The organism is Mycolicibacterium neoaurum, from assembly GCF_036946495.1.
In the GTDB taxonomy this organism is placed as follows: Bacteria; Actinomycetota; Actinomycetes; order Mycobacteriales; family Mycobacteriaceae; genus Mycobacterium; species Mycobacterium neoaurum_B.
On record NZ_JAQIIX010000001.1, the window covers coordinates 671057 to 686905 of the forward strand.

Genomic DNA, 15849 nt, shown 5'->3' on the forward strand with positions numbered 1-15849 from the left:
AGTTCAGGCCGTGTTGTCGGCCAGCATCTCGATGCGCTTGAGTGCCTGCTCTGCGGCCGCGACGGTATCCATGCCACCGCCCGGTCCGCAGCTGGTCACCTCGATGGCTGCGTTGTGCGCCGCCACCACCAGGTTGTCGCAGTTCCACTCCGCGCTGCGCAATGACCACAGCACCGAACCCGCGGGCGCCTGCACGGCGGGCACCTCGACGGTGAGCGTGTAGGTGCGGTCGGCCATGGTGGTCACCTCCACCTCACTGCCCGCACAGGATTCGACGACCCGCCGCACCGATGCGAGCGCGTCGGCGGCCGAGAAGTCCGACGGGTACACCGCGACCATCTCCTCGTTCACCACCTCGGAACTGCCGTTCGACCCAGACCAGTGCCCGCCGTCCACAGCGGCGGGCCTGTGGTCGACGAGGAACGGCGGGTCGACCTCCAGGGCCGTGCCGGCACAGCTGTCCGGAACGACGATGGCGAACCTGTTCCCATCCTGATTCTGGACATCGGGGCTGAGCAGGTCGGCGACCTGTCCGGCGGTAATCGGTCCGATCGACGCTTGGGATGTGGCCCGCGGGTTGTCCACCGTCCGGGTGCAGCCGGCCAGAATGCAGATCAGCACCGCCACAGCCCACAGCCTGGTCACGGCTGTGAGTCTAGGCGTGGTGCCGGTCGCTGTGGCGTCATCGCATTGTCGCGATGCACGTGGTCGCGCGCATGGGCGATCGCATCATCCAGACTGTCCATCAGGTGGTTCTCGTGCCGCAACGATTCGAGGATGCCGATATTCGTCAGCAGCTGGTGTTGCTCTGGGTCGACGCCCTTGATGATGACCAGCGTTCCGCGCGACTCCAGCTGCTCGGTGATCCGGCTCAGTGCATGCGCGCCCGTCGCGTCGAGGTGATGCAGGCCCGACATCCGGAGGATCACCACCGCGGGCCCGGAGACCGCGAGTTCGGCGATCGTCGCCGACATCCGCTCGGCGGCGCCGAAGAACATCGCACCGTCCAACCGCAGCAGCATGATGCGTTCATCACCGGGTCGATATGCGCCAGGCAGCGCCTCGCGGTGAACGCCGCTGCGCCGGGCCATGGCGGACAGCGCGAAGAGCGCCGCCACCACGATTCCCAATTCCACGGCCTGGATCAGGTCGAGACACACCGTGACGCCCGCAGTGAGGACGAAGATCAGCGCGGCCGACCGACCGCTGCGCACGATCCTGGTGACGACGCTGCCGGAGATCATGGTGGCTGCCGTCACCATCAATACCGCGGCCAGCGCCGCCAACGGGATGGCGCCCACCGGACCACTGAGCAGATAGACCACACCGATCAGCAGAACCGAATGCGTCAGCGCGGCGATCCGGGTTCTGGCACCGGCTTTGACATTCACCGCGGTGCGCGCGATCGCCCCGGTTGCGGGCATCCCGCCGAACAGTCCGGCGGCCACCGAGGCCATCCCCTGGCCCACGAGCTCACGATCGGGATCACCTGCAGCGGTGCCCGCCAAGCTCGCGGCGACGCGGGCCGACAACAGTGATTCGATGGCCGCCAACGCCGCGATCGCCAGTGCCGCACCGAACAGCGCGTGCAACGTCGCGAGATCTGCCTGCGGCCAGGTCGGCATGGGCAATCCGGCGGGTAGTTCCCCGATCCGTGGGATCGGCAGTGCGGCAACCGAAACCAGCACCGAAGCCGCGATGACCGCCACCAGAGATGACGGAAGGGCCGGGAGCAGGCGAGGTAGGCCGATCATCACCACGACCACCACGGCCACCACCAGCAGCGCCCATCGGGCGGTGCCACCGTCTGCGGTCGTCAGCGCCTCGACGGCGGCGGGCAGGGGCCGCAACCCCTCCGGTGTCGCGGTGCCGACGGACGCAGGAACCTGTTGCAGGAAGATGATCACCGCGATACCGAGGGTGAACCCTTCGATGACGGGCCACGGGATGACCGTCACGAGCCTGCCCACACCCGTCACACCGGCGACGAACACGATGGCTCCGGCGAGGATCGTCACGACGGCCACGCTGCCAGGGCCGTGCTGGGCGACGACCGGCGCCAAGACCACGGCCATGGCTCCGGTGGGGCCGGACACCTGCACGTTGGAGCCGCCGAACACTGCGGCGACGATGCCCGCGACGATCGCGGTGACCAGGCCCGCGGCAGCACCGACCCCCGAGCTGATCCCGAATGCGAGCGCCAACGGCAGCGCCACGACACCCACGGTGATACCGGCAACGACATCGCGGCGCCAGCAGGACCGCAGCCCGGCGTAGTCACGAACGCCGGGCAGCAGTGCGCGGGCGGTTGTCCGCCATCGCGACAGCGAGGTCATCGTGCGGCTGTGCCGATGGGCGGCAGTGCGCCGATGGCGTCCAGTTGGTCGCGCTGAGCCGAGAGGGTGTCGGTCAGGAACACCCGTGCGATGACGAGCAACTCGGCGACCTTGGGATGGGCGAGCTCGTAGTAGACGGCGTTGCCGACCCGGCGCCCACGCACGACGTGATGGCGCTTGAGCACGGCGAGATGTTGGGACAGCTGGGTGGGCTCGATATCGGTATCGGCGAGGATCGCGCTCACCGGCGTGGCTGCGGCGCTGGTCGAGAGGATCTCCAGGATGCGGATCCGCGCCGGGTGCGCCAGGGCCTTGAACAGGTTGGCCTTGATCTCGTAGAGCGGTCGCTCCGGCCCGCCAAGGAAACTATCCGCCACGCCCGCCGCACCCCTGATTGATGGATTGAGAAAATTCGCAATTCAGAATACCGACGTTTAGACTTCGCGTCCATGCCGACCGCCACGGGGCCCGAGACACGACCCGGCCCGCTTCAGTACATCGCCTACTGCTACGGCAAGCGACTTCCCGCGTCCATGCGGCAGTGGGTTGCCGAGGATCTTGCCGGCCCCGGCGCAACGGTGCGCATGATGGCCAGGGTCGCGGTGCCGGCCATCGCCATCCTCGCTCCCATCTGGTTCATCCCGATGTCGCTGTACCTGCACATCAGCATGACCATGCCGATCTTCATCCCGTTCGTGTTCTTCTCACACGCGCTCAACAAGGTCTGGCGCCGGCACATGCTGGCCAAGCACGGATTGAACCCCAACCTGGTCGACGCCCTGTCCCGACAACGCAATGCCCACAAACACCGGGCCTACGAGGAGCGTTACGGCCCGCGTTCGGGTCCGGCGGGCAGTCACGACATCTGAGCCGGAGGCGCACTCACCCGCCGCCGGGTGGCACCCCACAGTCCGACCCCGATGCCGACGACCGCACCGCCGAGGCCGATGATCCGCTGGGACTGCGGCATCTGATGATGCACACCGGCACCACCGAGTAGGTAGGCGACATCGGCGCCGCCGGAGGCGTGGGGGTACCTCCCGCTTGCGGGGGAGAACCACCCGCGGGTGTTCCTGCCGCGCACACCGGCCGCCAACAACATTCCCCCGATCAACGCATCGCGGTAACCCATCGACCGCAACAACAGCTGGGCGGTGGCGTCGGGGCGATCGGACGAGCCCCACAGCCGATTCGCTCGCAGCGGGTCCACCAAAAACGAGATGCCCGAAGCCATCCGCAATCCCCCGACTGCCACGGCCGCACCGTCGATCGACATGGCTGGCAGCCAAGGTCCGGACTCGACCGGTCGTGCGCAATCGGCCCAAGTCGGTCCGGCCACGAACCCGTACCGCGATAATCGAGTGGTCCGCAGAGGCTCGACGAGGAGCAGATAGATGGCCACCAGCGCCGACACCACATCCGAGCAGCAGTTCGCCGAGGATGTGGCCGCCACCCAGGAGTACTTCGACAGCCCGCGCTTCGACGGCATCACCCGGCTGTACTCGGCCCGCCAGGTCGCAGAACAGCGGGGCACCATCCCCTCGGACTATCCGGTGGCGCGTGAGGCGGCCACGGCGTTCTATCCGCGGCTGCGGGAACTCTTCGAGCAGAAGAAGAGCATAACCACCTTCGGGCCCTACTCTCCCGGCCAGGCCGTGACCATGAAGCGGATGGGGATCGAGGGCATCTACCTGGGCGGTTGGGCGACCTCGGCGAAGGGGTCGATCAGCGAGGACCCCGGACCCGATCTGGCCAGCTACCCGCTCAGCCAGGTACCCGACGAAGCGGCCGGCCTGGTCCGCGCGCTGCTGACCGCCGACCGCAACCAGCAGTACCTGCGGCTGAAGATGACCCCCGAGCAGCGAGCCGCGCAACCTCCGGTCGACTACCGCCCCTTCATCATCGCCGACGCGGATACCGGCCACGGCGGAGATCCGCACGTGCGCAACCTGATTCGGCGTTTCGTCGAATCTGGGGTCCCCGGATATCACATCGAGGACCAACGGCCCGGCACCAAGAAGTGTGGTCACCAGGGCGGCAAGGTGCTGGTGCCGTCAGACGAACAGATCAAGCGGCTCAACACCGCTCGCTTCCAGCTCGACATCATGCGGGTGCCCGGCATCATCGTCGCGCGCACCGATGCCGAGGCCGCCAACTTGATCGACAGCCGGGCCGACGAGCGTGATCAACCGTTCCTGCTCGGCGCGACGAATGTGAAGATCCCGCCGTACAAGGCCTGCTTCCTGGCGATCACCCGGCGCTTCCACACCCTTGGGATCACCGAACTCAACGGACACCTGCTCTACGCGCTGCCCGAGGGTGAATACGCGGCGGCCGAATCCTGGCTGGAACGCCAGGGTCTGCTCGACGCGGTGGCCAGGGCAGCTCAGTCCTACCAGCCCGGCCAATCCGTCGATGCCCTGTTCGACGAGGTGGAATCCCAATTCGTCCAGGCCTGGCAGGACGATGCGGGGTTGGAGACCTACGGCGATGCCGTGGCCGAACTGTTGGAGTTCCGGGAACGCGAGGGCGAGAAGGCCGACATGAGCGCCGCAGAGTGGCGGGAGTTCGCCAAGACCGCCTCGCTGTACGCCGCACGCGAGAAGGCCAAATCCCTCGGTGCGGACGTGGCGTGGGACCCCGAACGGGTGAAGACGCCGGAGGGCTACTACCAGATCCGCGGCGGTATTCCCTACGCGATCGCCAAATCCCTTGCCGCGGCGCCATTTGCCGACATCCTTTGGATGGAGACCAAGACCGCGGACCTGGCCGACGCCCGCGAGTTCGCCCACGCCATCCATGCGGTGTACCCGGACAAGATGCTGGCCTACAACCTTTCACCGTCCTTCAACTGGGACACCACCGGTATGAGCGATGACGAGATGCGAGCCTTCCCCGAGGAGATCGGCAAGCTCGGCTTTGTGTTCAACTTCATGACCTACGGCGGACATCAGATCGACGGTGTGGCCGCCGAAGAGTTCGCGACCGCCTTGCTCCAGGACGGCATGCTGTCCTTGGCCCGCCTGCAGCGCAAGATGCGCCTGGTCGAATCGCCCTATCGCACACCGCAAACCCTCGTCGGTGGTCCGCGCAGCGATGCCGCGCTCGCCGCATCGTCGGGACGCACCGCGACGACCAAATCGATGGGCAAGGGGTCTACCCAACACCAGCACCTCGTGCAGACCGAAGTGCCGAAGAAGCTGCTGGAAGAGTGGCTGGCCATCTGGGGCGAGCACTATCAGCTCAGCGAGACCCTGCGGGTGCAGCTGAGGCCGCGTCGCGCCGGATCCGACGTGCTGGAGCTCGGCATCTACGGCGACGGGGAGGACAAGGTCGCCGACGTCATCGTCGATCCGATCAAGGATCGGCACGGTCGCAGCATCCTGACGGTGCGAGACCAGAACACCTACGCCGAGAAGTTGCGTAAGAAGCGCCTGATGGACGTGATCCACCTGTGGCTGATCCACCGCTTCAAGCCCGAGATCGTGTACTACGTGACACCCACTGAGGACAACATCTACCAAACCGAGAAGCTGAAGAAGCACGGCCTGTTCAGCAATGTGTATCAGGAGGTCGGCGAGATCATCGTCGCCGACGTCAACCAGGCGCGGATCGATGAGTTGTTGGCTTCCGACCGCGCGGCACTGGGCCGGCTGATCCGCAAGGAGGATTAACCGAGCGCGTCGCCGGCGGGGCCGAGATTCAACAACACGGTCTCGCCGGTGACGCCCCCGGCTCCGTCGTTGTCGGTGACGACATAGAGATTCGCATTGCCTGCGACAGCGAAGCCCTCCGCCTTTTCCTGAACGAACCCCTTGGTGGCGGCCAGATCGGGAAGCAGGTCGCGGGCGAGTGTCTTCGGTAGCACCGGCGGCTCGGCGGTACCGGCCGCACCGGGCCCGGTGGGCAGCTCGACCCGGTAGATGGCCTTCACCCTGGCCTCGGGACCCGCGCGGTTGTCGCGTTCGAGAACCAGCAACGCACCGTCGTACACGGCGATCTCGGACAGGCTCATCCGATCCCCTTCGGACTCGGTCGGCTCCAGCCGGTACCCGAACCAATCCCACTGTCGGTTCGCCGGGGTGTACCTCCCGAGACGTACGACTCCTGGCGGATCACCGTCGAGCGTGCGCTGCAGGGACACCCAGATCGTCTCTCCGTCGATCGCCACACCCTGCAGTCCCTGACCGGCCGGGCCCGCGGCGACATCGGCGGGCAGCCGCACGTGATCCTTGATCGCCCCGTCGGGCGCCACGTTGACCAACTCATTGCCGGCTCCATCGCGCCCCTCCGCGGCCAGCACATAACCGTCGGGACGCACCGCGAGGCCCTCGATGTCCAGGCTCGCCGGTGAGCCGTTGTCGGTGATGGTCAGTTCACTGTCGATCAGCGCGGGTGTCTTGGACAGGTCGATGCTCAGTACTCGTGCCGGCCCGTACGCGCCGCCGGTAGCGGTGAACAACCGGTCCGGAGCGGCGGGGTCGGCCGCCAGCGCGCCGAGCGCACCCCAGCCGATCGGGGTCCCGTCCAGGTCACCGGAGACGACGGACGGGAACACGGGCCTACCGGCATCGATGCCCGCGTAGGCCCCTCCGTATCCGAAGATCGTGATCGCCGAACGCACGCCGTCGGCGGCCTCGTCCGTCTCAGAGGAGACCACCAGCAGATTGCGCGATGGGATCGCCAGGATGCCCTCGGGGCCTGCCGTGGTCGGCAGGATCTGGCGGAACGCAGGGGCCTTCGGATCACCGACGTCATAGGCTGCGACAAAGTTGCTCCGCTCGGACGCCACCAACACCATTGGCCGACCGCCGATCTCGGTGCTGATCAAGCCCTCGGGCTCCGGACCCCTCGCCTCGGCCCGCGACTCCACGTGCATCCCGGTGCGTACCGCGAGCTTTTCCAGTGAATTGCCCGCGTCCCAGACGACACCACCGGTGGCGGCATCGAAAACCGTCCAGCCTCTGGTGCCGCCCTTCCAGTCACCCTCGTTGGCCGTCACGACATGATCGTCACCGATCCAGCCGATGGCATCCGGTTCACGTGGCGCCGCGGCGATCGCGCCGCGCTGGTCCACCGTGCCGTCGTCGTGGATGTCGATACCCTCGACGGCCTGCGTGCCCGCGCTGAACATCGAGGAAACGGCCCCCGTGTTTCCGTCGATGATCGCGATGCCGTTGTTCTCCTGCAGCGTCACCGCGATCTGCCCGCGCTTGTTGATGCTGACGTACTCCGGTTCGAGGTCTTCGGGTGTGTCCAGGCCGGCAGCACGGGCCTGGTCGATGTCGAAGTCGACCCTGCGAGTCCGCCACTGGCCGGGCCCGCCGGCGAGAGTCACCAACTGGACGAATCCGGTCGGCGGTTGCGGGAGGTCTCCTTCGGCGCCGCCGGCTGGCGTGAAGTCTTCGTCACGCCGGTTCTCCATGGCGATCGCCGCGAAGGCGCCGTCGGGGCTCAGCGCGATCGAATCGGGCTGGCCGCCGAGATCGATACTGCGCACCCTGGTCCTGTCGGCGATCCGGATGACGTCCAGCCGCCCCGACGGATTGGTGAGGTCTGCCCCGGTGCCGTCGATGACCACGAGTGCGAACTCGCCCGCCGCGGTGATCGATGTCGGCCGGTCGCCGGCACGCCCGAGCTCCTGTAACGAAATCGTACCCTTACCAATGGGTTTGAGGGGATCACTGATATCGACGAAGCCGATGCGCGCGGCGGCGGCGTCGGTGTGGACGACGGTGTTGCCATCGGAGCTCGCGGTGGCGATCTCGGCCGCGGTCTCGGCCGCCGGGTCGGTGCCGGCCGGCCGGTTCAGATACACCGGGTATGTCGCCAACCGGTGATAGCGCTCGGATTCCGGCAAGGCGAAGTCGATCGGCGAGGTGGCGCGTTGGGCCTGCAGCCCGCGTCGGCCGTGATCATCGCGTCCCGAGTCGGTGGCGCATCCTGCGACGAGGACGGTGACTGCGACGATGAGGGTGGTGGCCCGGAACAGACCGGACGTGGTCATGGGCCCCCCGTGTTCGATTCGGCCCCAGGCGATCGTGATATCGCCGGGTGCACGTCCAGTGTCACTCAGCTGGCCAACGAGAAAGGGCCGACCCTTGTTCCGCGGGTCGGCCCTTCTCACATGAGCGATCGGGTCAGTCGACGTTGCCGCCGGTGTTGCCCGGCCCACCGCCCGGGCTGCCGCCCTGACCGGGATTGCCGTTGGACTGGCCACCGTTGCCGCCGTTGCCACCGAATCCACCGAAGTTGCCGTTGCCCCCGTTACCGCCGCTGCCGCCGGTGCCGGTGTTGAGGCCGCCGGCACCGACGCCGTTACCGCCGTCGCCGCCGCGTCCGCCACCGGTCAGGATGCCGCGGCCATTGCCGCCCTGGCCGCCGGTGCCGCCGATGCCGCCCTCGTCATCGCGGGTCCCGTTGCCGCCGTCGCCGCCGCGGCCACCACCGAAGAGCACCAGGCCGCTGCCGCCACCGCTACCGCCGGCACCACCTGTTCCGGCACCGGTCTGCGATGTGCCGTTGCCGCCGTTGCCGCCACGCCCGCCGCCGCCGACGATCGCGTTGCCGCCGCCGCTACCGCCGGCACCGCCGGTGGCGTTCCCGGACGTAGCCGTCGCGTCACCGCCGGTTCCGCCTTCGCCGGCGAATCCGACTTCGACCACGCCTCCGGCACCGCCGGCACCACCGACGGCCGAACCCGTCCCGGACGCGGTGGCCGAACCACCGTCGCCACCGCGGCCGGGCGCGTAGAGGCCCTGGCCACCGGTGCCACCGGCACCACCGGTGATCGTGCCGCTGGTCCCGGTCGCGCTACCACCGGCACCACCGCCGCCACCGGCACCCAGGATGCCCGCGGTTCCGGCGTCGCCGCCGGCGCCACCGACCGCGTTCGCGCCCTGCGCACTGCCACCGTCACCACCGGCGCCACCGTTGCCGACCAGCAGGCCTGCCTGCCCGCCGGCGCCACCGGCACCTCCGACCGCGCCGGTGTTGGTGAGATCACCGTTACCGCCGCGCCCGCCATCACCGAAGATCAAGCCACCGCGCCCGCCGTCACCGCCGTCGATCCCGCCGACACCGTCGCCGCCGCGCCCGCCGTTGCCCAGCAAACCGGCATGACCGCCGTTGCCGCCACCGAGGCCACCGTCGCCGCCATTGCCGAGCAGACCGCCCTGTCCGCCGTCTGCGCCTATGCCACCGGCGCCGCCGTTGCCGAAGAGCAACCCGCCGCGGCCGCCGTTGACACCCGCGGTCACCGAGGTGAAACCGTTGCCGATGAGCAGGCCGCCGTCGGGATTGGCCGCGTCACCGTTGCGGACGAAGAAGCTGATCACCGGGATCCGGCCACCGATGTCACCGAGCAATCCGGCAATCGCGCCGGGCAGATCACCCAGATTGGTCTGTGCGACCTGCAGGGAACCGTCCGCCGCCGCGATCATCATGGTGACCGGCGTATCGCGGTCTCCACCTGTACGTGCGACGGCATCTGCCAACACTTCAGGTGTGAATTCGGGGGTGGCACCGGCCGCCGAACGCGCCGAGCCACCGGGCGCAGCGGAGACGTCATCGGCACCGTTGTCGGTCGGGACGAACGTGATCAGGGTGCCACCGGCATCCGCCGCGGCCGGGGCTCCGGAGTTCTGGGCATCGACGCCGACCTGCGCGCCATAGAGCGCATTCGGTGCCGGGGCGGGCAGCACTGCGGTCGCGGCGGCCAGCATCGGTTGAGCGTGCACGATGTGCGGGGCCACGACGGTTGCCGAGCCGGCGAGGTCCGCGCGCTGACCATCCACCGAGACGACGGCCACTCCCGTCGTCGCCAAAACACCCGCTGCCAATGCCGAAAAGACTGTGCTGGGCACGTTTCCCACCGAAGCTCCTTAAGCTGACCCAATTTGCCGCGAGAAGTATGTCAGACATGCGCTTAGAAAACTCTCAGTTTGCGACACATCGTCGAAACGTGTTCCGCCGAGCGCCGCGCTTCGGCCAATGACCGTTCATTTGCCTGGCGTCATCGCGGTAACCCTGCACCGAATCCCGTCGACCCTGTTTTGCTGATGGTCACGATGCAGCCGCGGCACCCGACGGCGGTATCGGTTGCTGCTCTACCGGCGCGACCTCGCAGTGCGGCGCCGTGTCGCGGTTCGTCCGGGCGAACTCATCGGGTCAGTTCACCGACATTGCCATGATCCGGCCGACACCGGGTTTAAGGTGCACTCCGTGAGCAAGATCGCGTTAGCCGGCAACCGCGGCCGGTGGCTCGCGTTCACGATGTCGGTGGCGGTCTCGGCGATGGTGATCATTGCCCAGAACGGGGTGCCACCGCACCTCGCCGACACCGAGGGCAGTGCGGCCACCGCCGCGAACCCGACGGCGCCGCCCACCGTCCCCGCTCAACCCGGGCCGAGTGCCACCGAAGCCGAATTGCTGGCGGCGTCGGTGCCGGTCGAACCGCGAGTTCTCGACTTTCCGTTGGACCCCGGCGTCGCCCCGGAGGGCGGGCTGCAGGTGAAGACGATCTGGGTCGCTCGTGCCATCAGCATGATGTACCCGGAGATCACCACCATCGGCGGCTATCGACAAGACGCGCTGAAATGGCATCCCAATGGTTTGGCGATCGACGTGATGATCCCCGATCACAGCAGTGAGCAAGGCATCGAGCTGGGCAACCAGATCGCCGGGCTCGCCCTGGCCAACGCGCAACGGTGGGGCGTCATCCACGTGATCTGGCGGCAAGGCTTCTATCCCGGCATCGGCGCACCCAGCTGGACGGCCGATTACGGATCGGAAACCCTGAACCATTTCGACCACATCCACATCGCCACCGATGGGGGCGGCTACCCCACTGGCCACGAGTCCTATTATCTCGGCTCGATGAAATCCTGACGGTCAGACTGCGACCGACACCGGGCACGATGCGGTGCCGGCAGCACTCGGGTCGCCACACACCGCGACCATCGTGATCAGCTGGTCCGGGTCATAGGGGGTGAAGTCGGGTGCGGCGGGCGGCCACAACGGGAAGATGCTGGCGCCGGTCACCCCGGTGATTCGGGCGACGATCTGTGCGGCGAAGTTGGTCACCACGTAGCCGAGGTCTCCGATGAACTCGACGGGTCCGACAGCCGCACCGGCCAGGAAGCTGACCAGGAAGATGTTCTGTCCGGCAACCGCTTTCAGGCCACCGACGATGCCGTCGACGATATCGACCAGGAAGTACGGGATGGAGGCGAAGATGGTACGCACACCCAACGCCACATCGGTGGCGATGTCGGGGTAGCCGTTCTTGCCGATGATGTCCTGCAGGGCGGCACGCAATGCGTCGTCATTGTCGATCGGCCGGACATTGTTGGTGAGCTCGGTCATCGAGGTGCCGTCGCTACCCGGTCGGACGGTGCCGCCGAACAGGGTGACGACGGTCGGGGTGACGTCGACGATTTCATACTGCAGGTTGATCAGACCGTTCCCTGGTCCCGATCCTCCGAATCCCTCACCCCGAACGACGACGAAAGTGCCTGTCTCGTCCGGGGATTGGAAACCGTGACCGAGTCCACGCTGCGGCTGATGGCCGTGATCGGTGACCAGGATGACCGTCCATTCCTCACCGTTCGCGGCCTCCCAGTCACGCACCTGCTGCATGATCAAGCCGAGGTTGCGATCGAAGTTCAACAGCGCATCGGTGTATTCCTGCGAGCCGCCACCGTAGGCGTGTCCGGCCTCGTCGACGCCGACGAAATAGCTGAAGATGAAGTTGGCGACATCGCGGTCGGCGGCGGCGATGGTGGCGCCGGTGACCGAACCGACCAGATCGTCGGACGCCGCCCAACTGGACTCCGGTCCGATGTAGTGCACAGTGTCGGCTCGGTTGGCGCCTGCCGCGGCGATGGCCGCGATGACGTCCCAGTTGGCGATGGCCGTGGTCTGGATACCGTCGCCGTGCGCGCCCTCGAGCTGGTTGAACACGGTCGGGTAGTTGTCATAGGTCCATGGCGTGAAGATGTTGTTGATCACCCCGGTCCGCTCACCCCAGAACCCGGTCAGGATGGAGGTCCATGACGGATTCGAGATGGTCGTGTGCCCGACGATGCTCGACGGAGCGGTGGTGCTCTCCTGGATCAGCGTGAAGAAGTTGGCATTTGCGGGATCGGAAAGCACCTTGCTGAGATTCGTGCCGTCCACCCCGATGAGCAGCACATTTTTACTCTCCGGCGATGCGGCAGCGACCGCGTTCGGAGAAGCATTGCGGCGCATCGCATTACGTTCCAGCTCGTCGCGCACGGCAGCCAACGCCGCGACGGCGACCGCGGCCTGCAGCGGCGGTTGCTCCGGGCTGGTCTCGACGAGCGGTTGGCCGGTGGCCGCCGAGGCGAGTTCCGTCGCTGTCGTGGCGGCACCGGCGCCGAGGACCGGCTCGCCGGTATCGACGATCGTGGCCGGTGCGCTGGTCGGTGACACCCGGTCAGCGGTCACGACCGGCGCGGTGCTCGGCGTGTTGTCCGGCTGCTCGATGCCTGTCTCTCGGGCGGTGGTGCGCTCGGTGCCCGTTTGCGAGTCGGGGCCGGCGGTCTCGGCGGCCCGAGTCATGGCGCGGCGCTCCAGCACGCCCGATGTCGCGGCCTGACGAGCCGATTTCCGGGTGGTCTTCTTCGCTTCCGGCACGGCATCGGATTCGTCGGCGCCCACCTGCCCCGAGGTGTCGGTCGGGTCCGTCGGCCCGGGATCTGTGCCCGACGGAGCAGTTGGTCCCCCTGCGGTGGGTGATGTGGCCTGGCTTGTCTCAGCGGGTGACGACTCCGCGGAACTCGACGTCGAAGAACCGGCCGACGAGGCTGAAGAAGAAGAAGAAGAAGAAGAACTGCTCGACGACGAGTCACCGGACGCATCGGCCGACGCCGCCGGCGCCCACCCCACCGCGACGCCGACCCCCAAGGTGACCGCCAACGCCCCCACTCGTCCGATGTGCGCGGCATATCCCATGAGAGTCCTTTCCGAAGCGATACCGATGCACCGCACCGAATTCGCAGCACGGACGCGCCGGTGACGGCCGCTTGCTATGGTCGCCACATCGTCGTCACACGCTGCTCGGTGAAGCTGCATCGCAAATTACGCGAACGACACCTCCCGACGGCCGGGAATGCGCGACTTGGCCGGGACGTGTCGATGGCGGTGGCTGTTGCCGCAGCGATGACGGTGCTGACAACGTTGGTCGCCTGCGCGCACCCCCGGGAGTCGGTCGAGGAGCCCGCGGCCGTGAATACCACCGCACGGGCCGCTCCGTCCCGGCCACGGCCGGTCCAGACACCTCCCGCACAGCCTCGCCTGGCCGCCGAACCGGCACAGATCGCCGACGATCTGGTCACCGACGAACGAGTGCTGCGTAACGCCCGTGCGCCGGAGCAGGCACTGCAGAACGCGGCGCGCCGCCAACAGATGGCCTACCGGACCATCGGTCGGCATCCCGAATGGGATGCGGTCGTCCGCCCACGCATCGCGGCGGATCTCGTCGCGGTCTACGACCTGAACATCACCGCCCGCCGCCATCTGGACGCGTTGCTCACAACCGAGGCCAACGCCACCCTGCCTGCCTGGCGGGTCGTCGCGCCAAGGCCCGCCGACGAACTGCTCGACCATTACCGAGAAGCGGAAGCCGTCTCGGGCGTGGGCTGGAATTACCTGGCCGCGGTCAATCTGGTCGAGACCCGGCTCGGCAGCATCACCGGCACCAGCAGCGCCGGCGCACAAGGCCCCATGCAGTTCTTACCGTCGACGTTCGCAGCACACTGCGCCGGCGGAGACATCCACGACCCCCGCGACGCGATCCTGGCCGCGGGCCGCTATCTGGCCGCCAACGCCTTCGTCGACGATCCCGCTCATGCGCTGTTCCGCTACAACAACTCCGACGACTACGTTGCCGCCGTGCAGGCCTATGCGGCGGTACTCGCCGCCGATCCGCGCGCCTTCGCCGGCTTCTACCGATGGGAGGTGTACTACCGGACCACGGCCGGCGACGTGCTACTCCCGGTCGGTTATGAACGACTCACCCCCGTTCCGGCCGTCGAGTACATCGCGACGCATCCACAGTGATCTCGGTGTGGGCGAATACCGTTGCACCACAGAGGAAGGCAGCATGACACATCTGCGAGTGGACCTGCTGGTCATCGGCTTCGGCAAGGGTGGCAAAACCCTGGCGGCGACGCTGGGCAACCAGGGTCGCAGCGTGGTCCTGGTCGAACGGTCCCCGACCATGTACGGCGGCACCTGCATCAACGTGGGGTGTGTACCGACCAAATCGATGGTCTATCGCAGTGAGCATCGTCGCCCCGGCGAGGACGGTGTCACCGCCCATGCCGACGCGGTGGCGGCGACTCAGGCATTGACCGCGGATCTGCGCGCAGTCAACTACGGCATCTTCGATCCCATTCCCAGTGTCAGGGTGCTGACCGGCAGAGCCGCTTTCACCGGGCCCGATTCGGTATCGGTGAGCGCCGCCGACGGTGAAGTAACCGTGTCGGCCGACAGCATCGTGATCGACACGGGCTCGGTGCCCGTGGTTCCCGACATCCCGGGCCTTCGCAGGTGCCCGGTGGCCGTCACCAGCGCCGAACTGCTTGAGCGTGTCCCGCGGTCAGACCGGCTGGTGGTGCTCGGCGGCGGGTACATCGGGCTGGAGTTCGCCTCGATGATGGCCGGCTTCGGCACCGAAGTGACAGTCCTGGAACATCATTCGCAGATCCTTCGATTCGAGGATGACGATGTTGCCGCGTCGGCGCGCGACCTGTTGGAGCGGCGCGGGGTGCGGATCGTCACCGGCGCGGCCATCCAAGAGGTCAGCACGGTGGGCGGCGGGGCGCGGGTGAGCTACTCGGTCGACGGCCGCGCCACCGCCGCGGAGGGTGACACCATCCTGGTCGCCCTGGGCCGGGTTCCCGACACCGCGGGCCTCGGCCTCGACACGGCTGGGATACGCACCACTGCCGACGGCGCTGTCGCGGTCGACGAGTTCCTTCACACCAGCCTGCCCAACGTGTATGCCGTCGGAGATGTCAACGGCGGCCCGCAATTCACCTATATCTCCCTTGACGATCACCGCATCGTGCTCGACCAGCTGACAGGCGCCGCCCATCCACGCTCCACCGCCCAGCGCACCGCCGTCCCGAACTGTCTGTTCCTGACCCCGCCGCTGGCCCGGGTCGGACTGACCGAGCGGGCGGCGCGCCAGTCCGGTCGGGCCGTTCGGGTGGCGGTCAGTCCGGTGGCGAAGCTGGCGACGGTGCCGCGAGCCCGCATCGTCGGTGAGACCGCGGGCCTGATGAAACTGGTGACGGACGCCGAGACCGACATGATCCTCGGCGCGGCCCTGCTCTGCCACGACGCACACGAGATCATCAATCTCGTGGCATTGGCCATGCGGCATCAGATCACCGCCACCGCGATGCGGGAGGGAATATACACCCACCCGTCGATGTCCGAATTCTTCAATCAACTGCTGGGAATGCTGCGGTGACGGCTGCCC

Annotated in this window: 13 protein-coding genes; 6 read left to right on the plus strand and 7 right to left on the minus strand. The window is 67.5% G+C overall.

The genetic code is table 11. From position 1 onward, the window contains the following. Window positions 1-3: 3 nt before the first annotated feature. From PGN27_RS03085 to PGN27_RS03095, 3 genes are read right to left on the minus strand one after another with little or no spacing between them, the layout of a single operon-like run. Window positions 4-645 carry a sensor domain-containing protein gene (locus PGN27_RS03085; RefSeq protein WP_335324773.1) on the minus strand — a complete coding sequence of 214 codons (642 nt, stop codon included), beginning with the start codon at window positions 643-645 and terminating at the stop codon, window positions 4-6. Then, entirely contained in the window at window positions 642-2336 is a 1695-nt protein-coding gene (locus PGN27_RS03090; protein WP_335324774.1) for a SulP family inorganic anion transporter, read from the minus strand. Before PGN27_RS03090 ends, PGN27_RS03085 begins: the two co-directional genes overlap by 4 nt. Further along, window positions 2333-2713 (minus strand): ArsR/SmtB family transcription factor, encoded by a 381-nt coding sequence (locus tag PGN27_RS03095; RefSeq protein ID WP_335324775.1) that lies wholly within the window; start codon window positions 2711-2713, stop codon window positions 2333-2335. The genes PGN27_RS03090 and PGN27_RS03095 overlap by 4 nt, the downstream gene beginning before the upstream one ends. Window positions 2714-2785: 72 nt before the next feature. Here PGN27_RS03095 and PGN27_RS03100 point away from each other — a divergent pair, with 72 nt between their 5' ends. Then, window positions 2786-3205, plus strand: a complete 420-nt coding sequence (locus PGN27_RS03100) for a DUF5313 domain-containing protein (protein ID WP_335324776.1) — start codon at window positions 2786-2788, stop codon at window positions 3203-3205. Here the strand turns inward: PGN27_RS03100 and PGN27_RS03105 are convergent. Further along, window positions 3193-3612 carry a DUF4267 domain-containing protein gene (locus tag PGN27_RS03105; RefSeq protein WP_335324777.1) on the minus strand — a complete coding sequence of 140 codons (420 nt, stop codon included), beginning with the start codon at window positions 3610-3612 and terminating at the stop codon, window positions 3193-3195. The two genes, PGN27_RS03100 and PGN27_RS03105, sit on opposite strands and share 13 nt — an antisense overlap. Before the next feature lie 118 nt (window positions 3613-3730). Here PGN27_RS03105 and aceA point away from each other — a divergent pair, with 118 nt between their 5' ends. Next, window positions 3731-6010: an isocitrate lyase ICL2 gene (aceA, locus tag PGN27_RS03110; RefSeq protein WP_335324778.1), complete on the plus strand. Its 2280-nt coding sequence runs from the start codon at window positions 3731-3733 to the stop codon at window positions 6008-6010. Here the strand turns inward: aceA and PGN27_RS03115 are convergent. Both PGN27_RS03115 and PGN27_RS03120 read right to left on the minus strand, forming a co-directional pair. Next, entirely contained in the window at window positions 6007-8343 is a 2337-nt protein-coding gene (locus tag PGN27_RS03115) for an esterase-like activity of phytase family protein (RefSeq protein ID WP_335324779.1), read from the minus strand. The two genes, aceA and PGN27_RS03115, sit on opposite strands and share 4 nt — an antisense overlap. A 133-nt stretch (window positions 8344-8476) precedes the next feature. Next, complete coding sequence (locus PGN27_RS03120; protein ID WP_335324780.1) at window positions 8477-10201, minus strand: hypothetical protein; 1725 nt, start codon at window positions 10199-10201, stop codon at window positions 8477-8479. A 409-nt stretch (window positions 10202-10610) separates the two neighbouring features. Here PGN27_RS03120 and PGN27_RS03125 point away from each other — a divergent pair, with 409 nt between their 5' ends. Beyond that, on the plus strand, window positions 10611-11225 hold the full coding sequence (locus PGN27_RS03125) for a VldE C-terminal domain-containing protein (protein ID WP_335325210.1): 615 nt from the start codon (window positions 10611-10613) through the stop codon (window positions 11223-11225). 3 nt (window positions 11226-11228) lie between these two features. Here PGN27_RS03125 and PGN27_RS03130 read toward each other — a convergent pair whose 3' ends face one another. Further along, window positions 11229-13019, minus strand: a complete 1791-nt coding sequence (locus tag PGN27_RS03130) for an alkaline phosphatase family protein (protein WP_418888519.1) — start codon at window positions 13017-13019, stop codon at window positions 11229-11231. 79 nt (window positions 13020-13098) lie between these two features. Between PGN27_RS03130 and PGN27_RS25690 the strand changes: the two genes are divergently transcribed. The 3 genes from PGN27_RS25690 (at window position 13099) to PGN27_RS03140 (ending at window position 15840) form a co-directional block, all read left to right on the plus strand. Beyond that, complete coding sequence (locus PGN27_RS25690; RefSeq protein ID WP_418888520.1) at window positions 13099-13377, plus strand: hypothetical protein; 279 nt, start codon at window positions 13099-13101, stop codon at window positions 13375-13377. Between the two features lie 119 nt (window positions 13378-13496). Continuing rightward, window positions 13497-14420 (plus strand): lytic transglycosylase domain-containing protein, encoded by a 924-nt coding sequence (locus PGN27_RS03135; protein WP_335324782.1) that lies wholly within the window; start codon window positions 13497-13499, stop codon window positions 14418-14420. A 43-nt stretch (window positions 14421-14463) separates the two neighbouring features. Then, window positions 14464-15840 carry a dihydrolipoyl dehydrogenase family protein gene (locus PGN27_RS03140; protein ID WP_335324783.1) on the plus strand — a complete coding sequence of 459 codons (1377 nt, stop codon included), beginning with the start codon at window positions 14464-14466 and terminating at the stop codon, window positions 15838-15840. Window positions 15841-15849: the final 9 nt, after the last annotated feature.

Bases quoted from the DNA above. Each gene is read 5' to 3' on its own strand.
- PGN27_RS03090 (WP_335324774.1), bottom strand. From the start codon at position 2,336: ATGACCTCGCTGTCGCGATGGCGGACAACCGCCCGCGCACTGCTGCCC.
- PGN27_RS03100 (WP_335324776.1), top strand. From the start codon at position 2,786: ATGCCGACCGCCACGGGGCCCGAGACACGACCCGGCCCGCTTCAGTAC.
- PGN27_RS03105 (WP_335324777.1), bottom strand. From the start codon at position 3,612: ATGTCGATCGACGGTGCGGCCGTGGCAGTCGGGGGATTGCGGATGGCT.
- aceA (WP_335324778.1), top strand. From the start codon at position 3,731: ATGGCCACCAGCGCCGACACCACATCCGAGCAGCAGTTCGCCGAGGAT.
- PGN27_RS03115 (WP_335324779.1), bottom strand. From the start codon at position 8,343: ATGACCACGTCCGGTCTGTTCCGGGCCACCACCCTCATCGTCGCAGTC.
- PGN27_RS03125 (WP_335325210.1), top strand. From the start codon at position 10,611: ATGTCGGTGGCGGTCTCGGCGATGGTGATCATTGCCCAGAACGGGGTG.
- PGN27_RS03135 (WP_335324782.1), top strand. From the start codon at position 13,497: ATGGCGGTGGCTGTTGCCGCAGCGATGACGGTGCTGACAACGTTGGTC.
- PGN27_RS03140 (WP_335324783.1), top strand. From the start codon at position 14,464: ATGACACATCTGCGAGTGGACCTGCTGGTCATCGGCTTCGGCAAGGGT.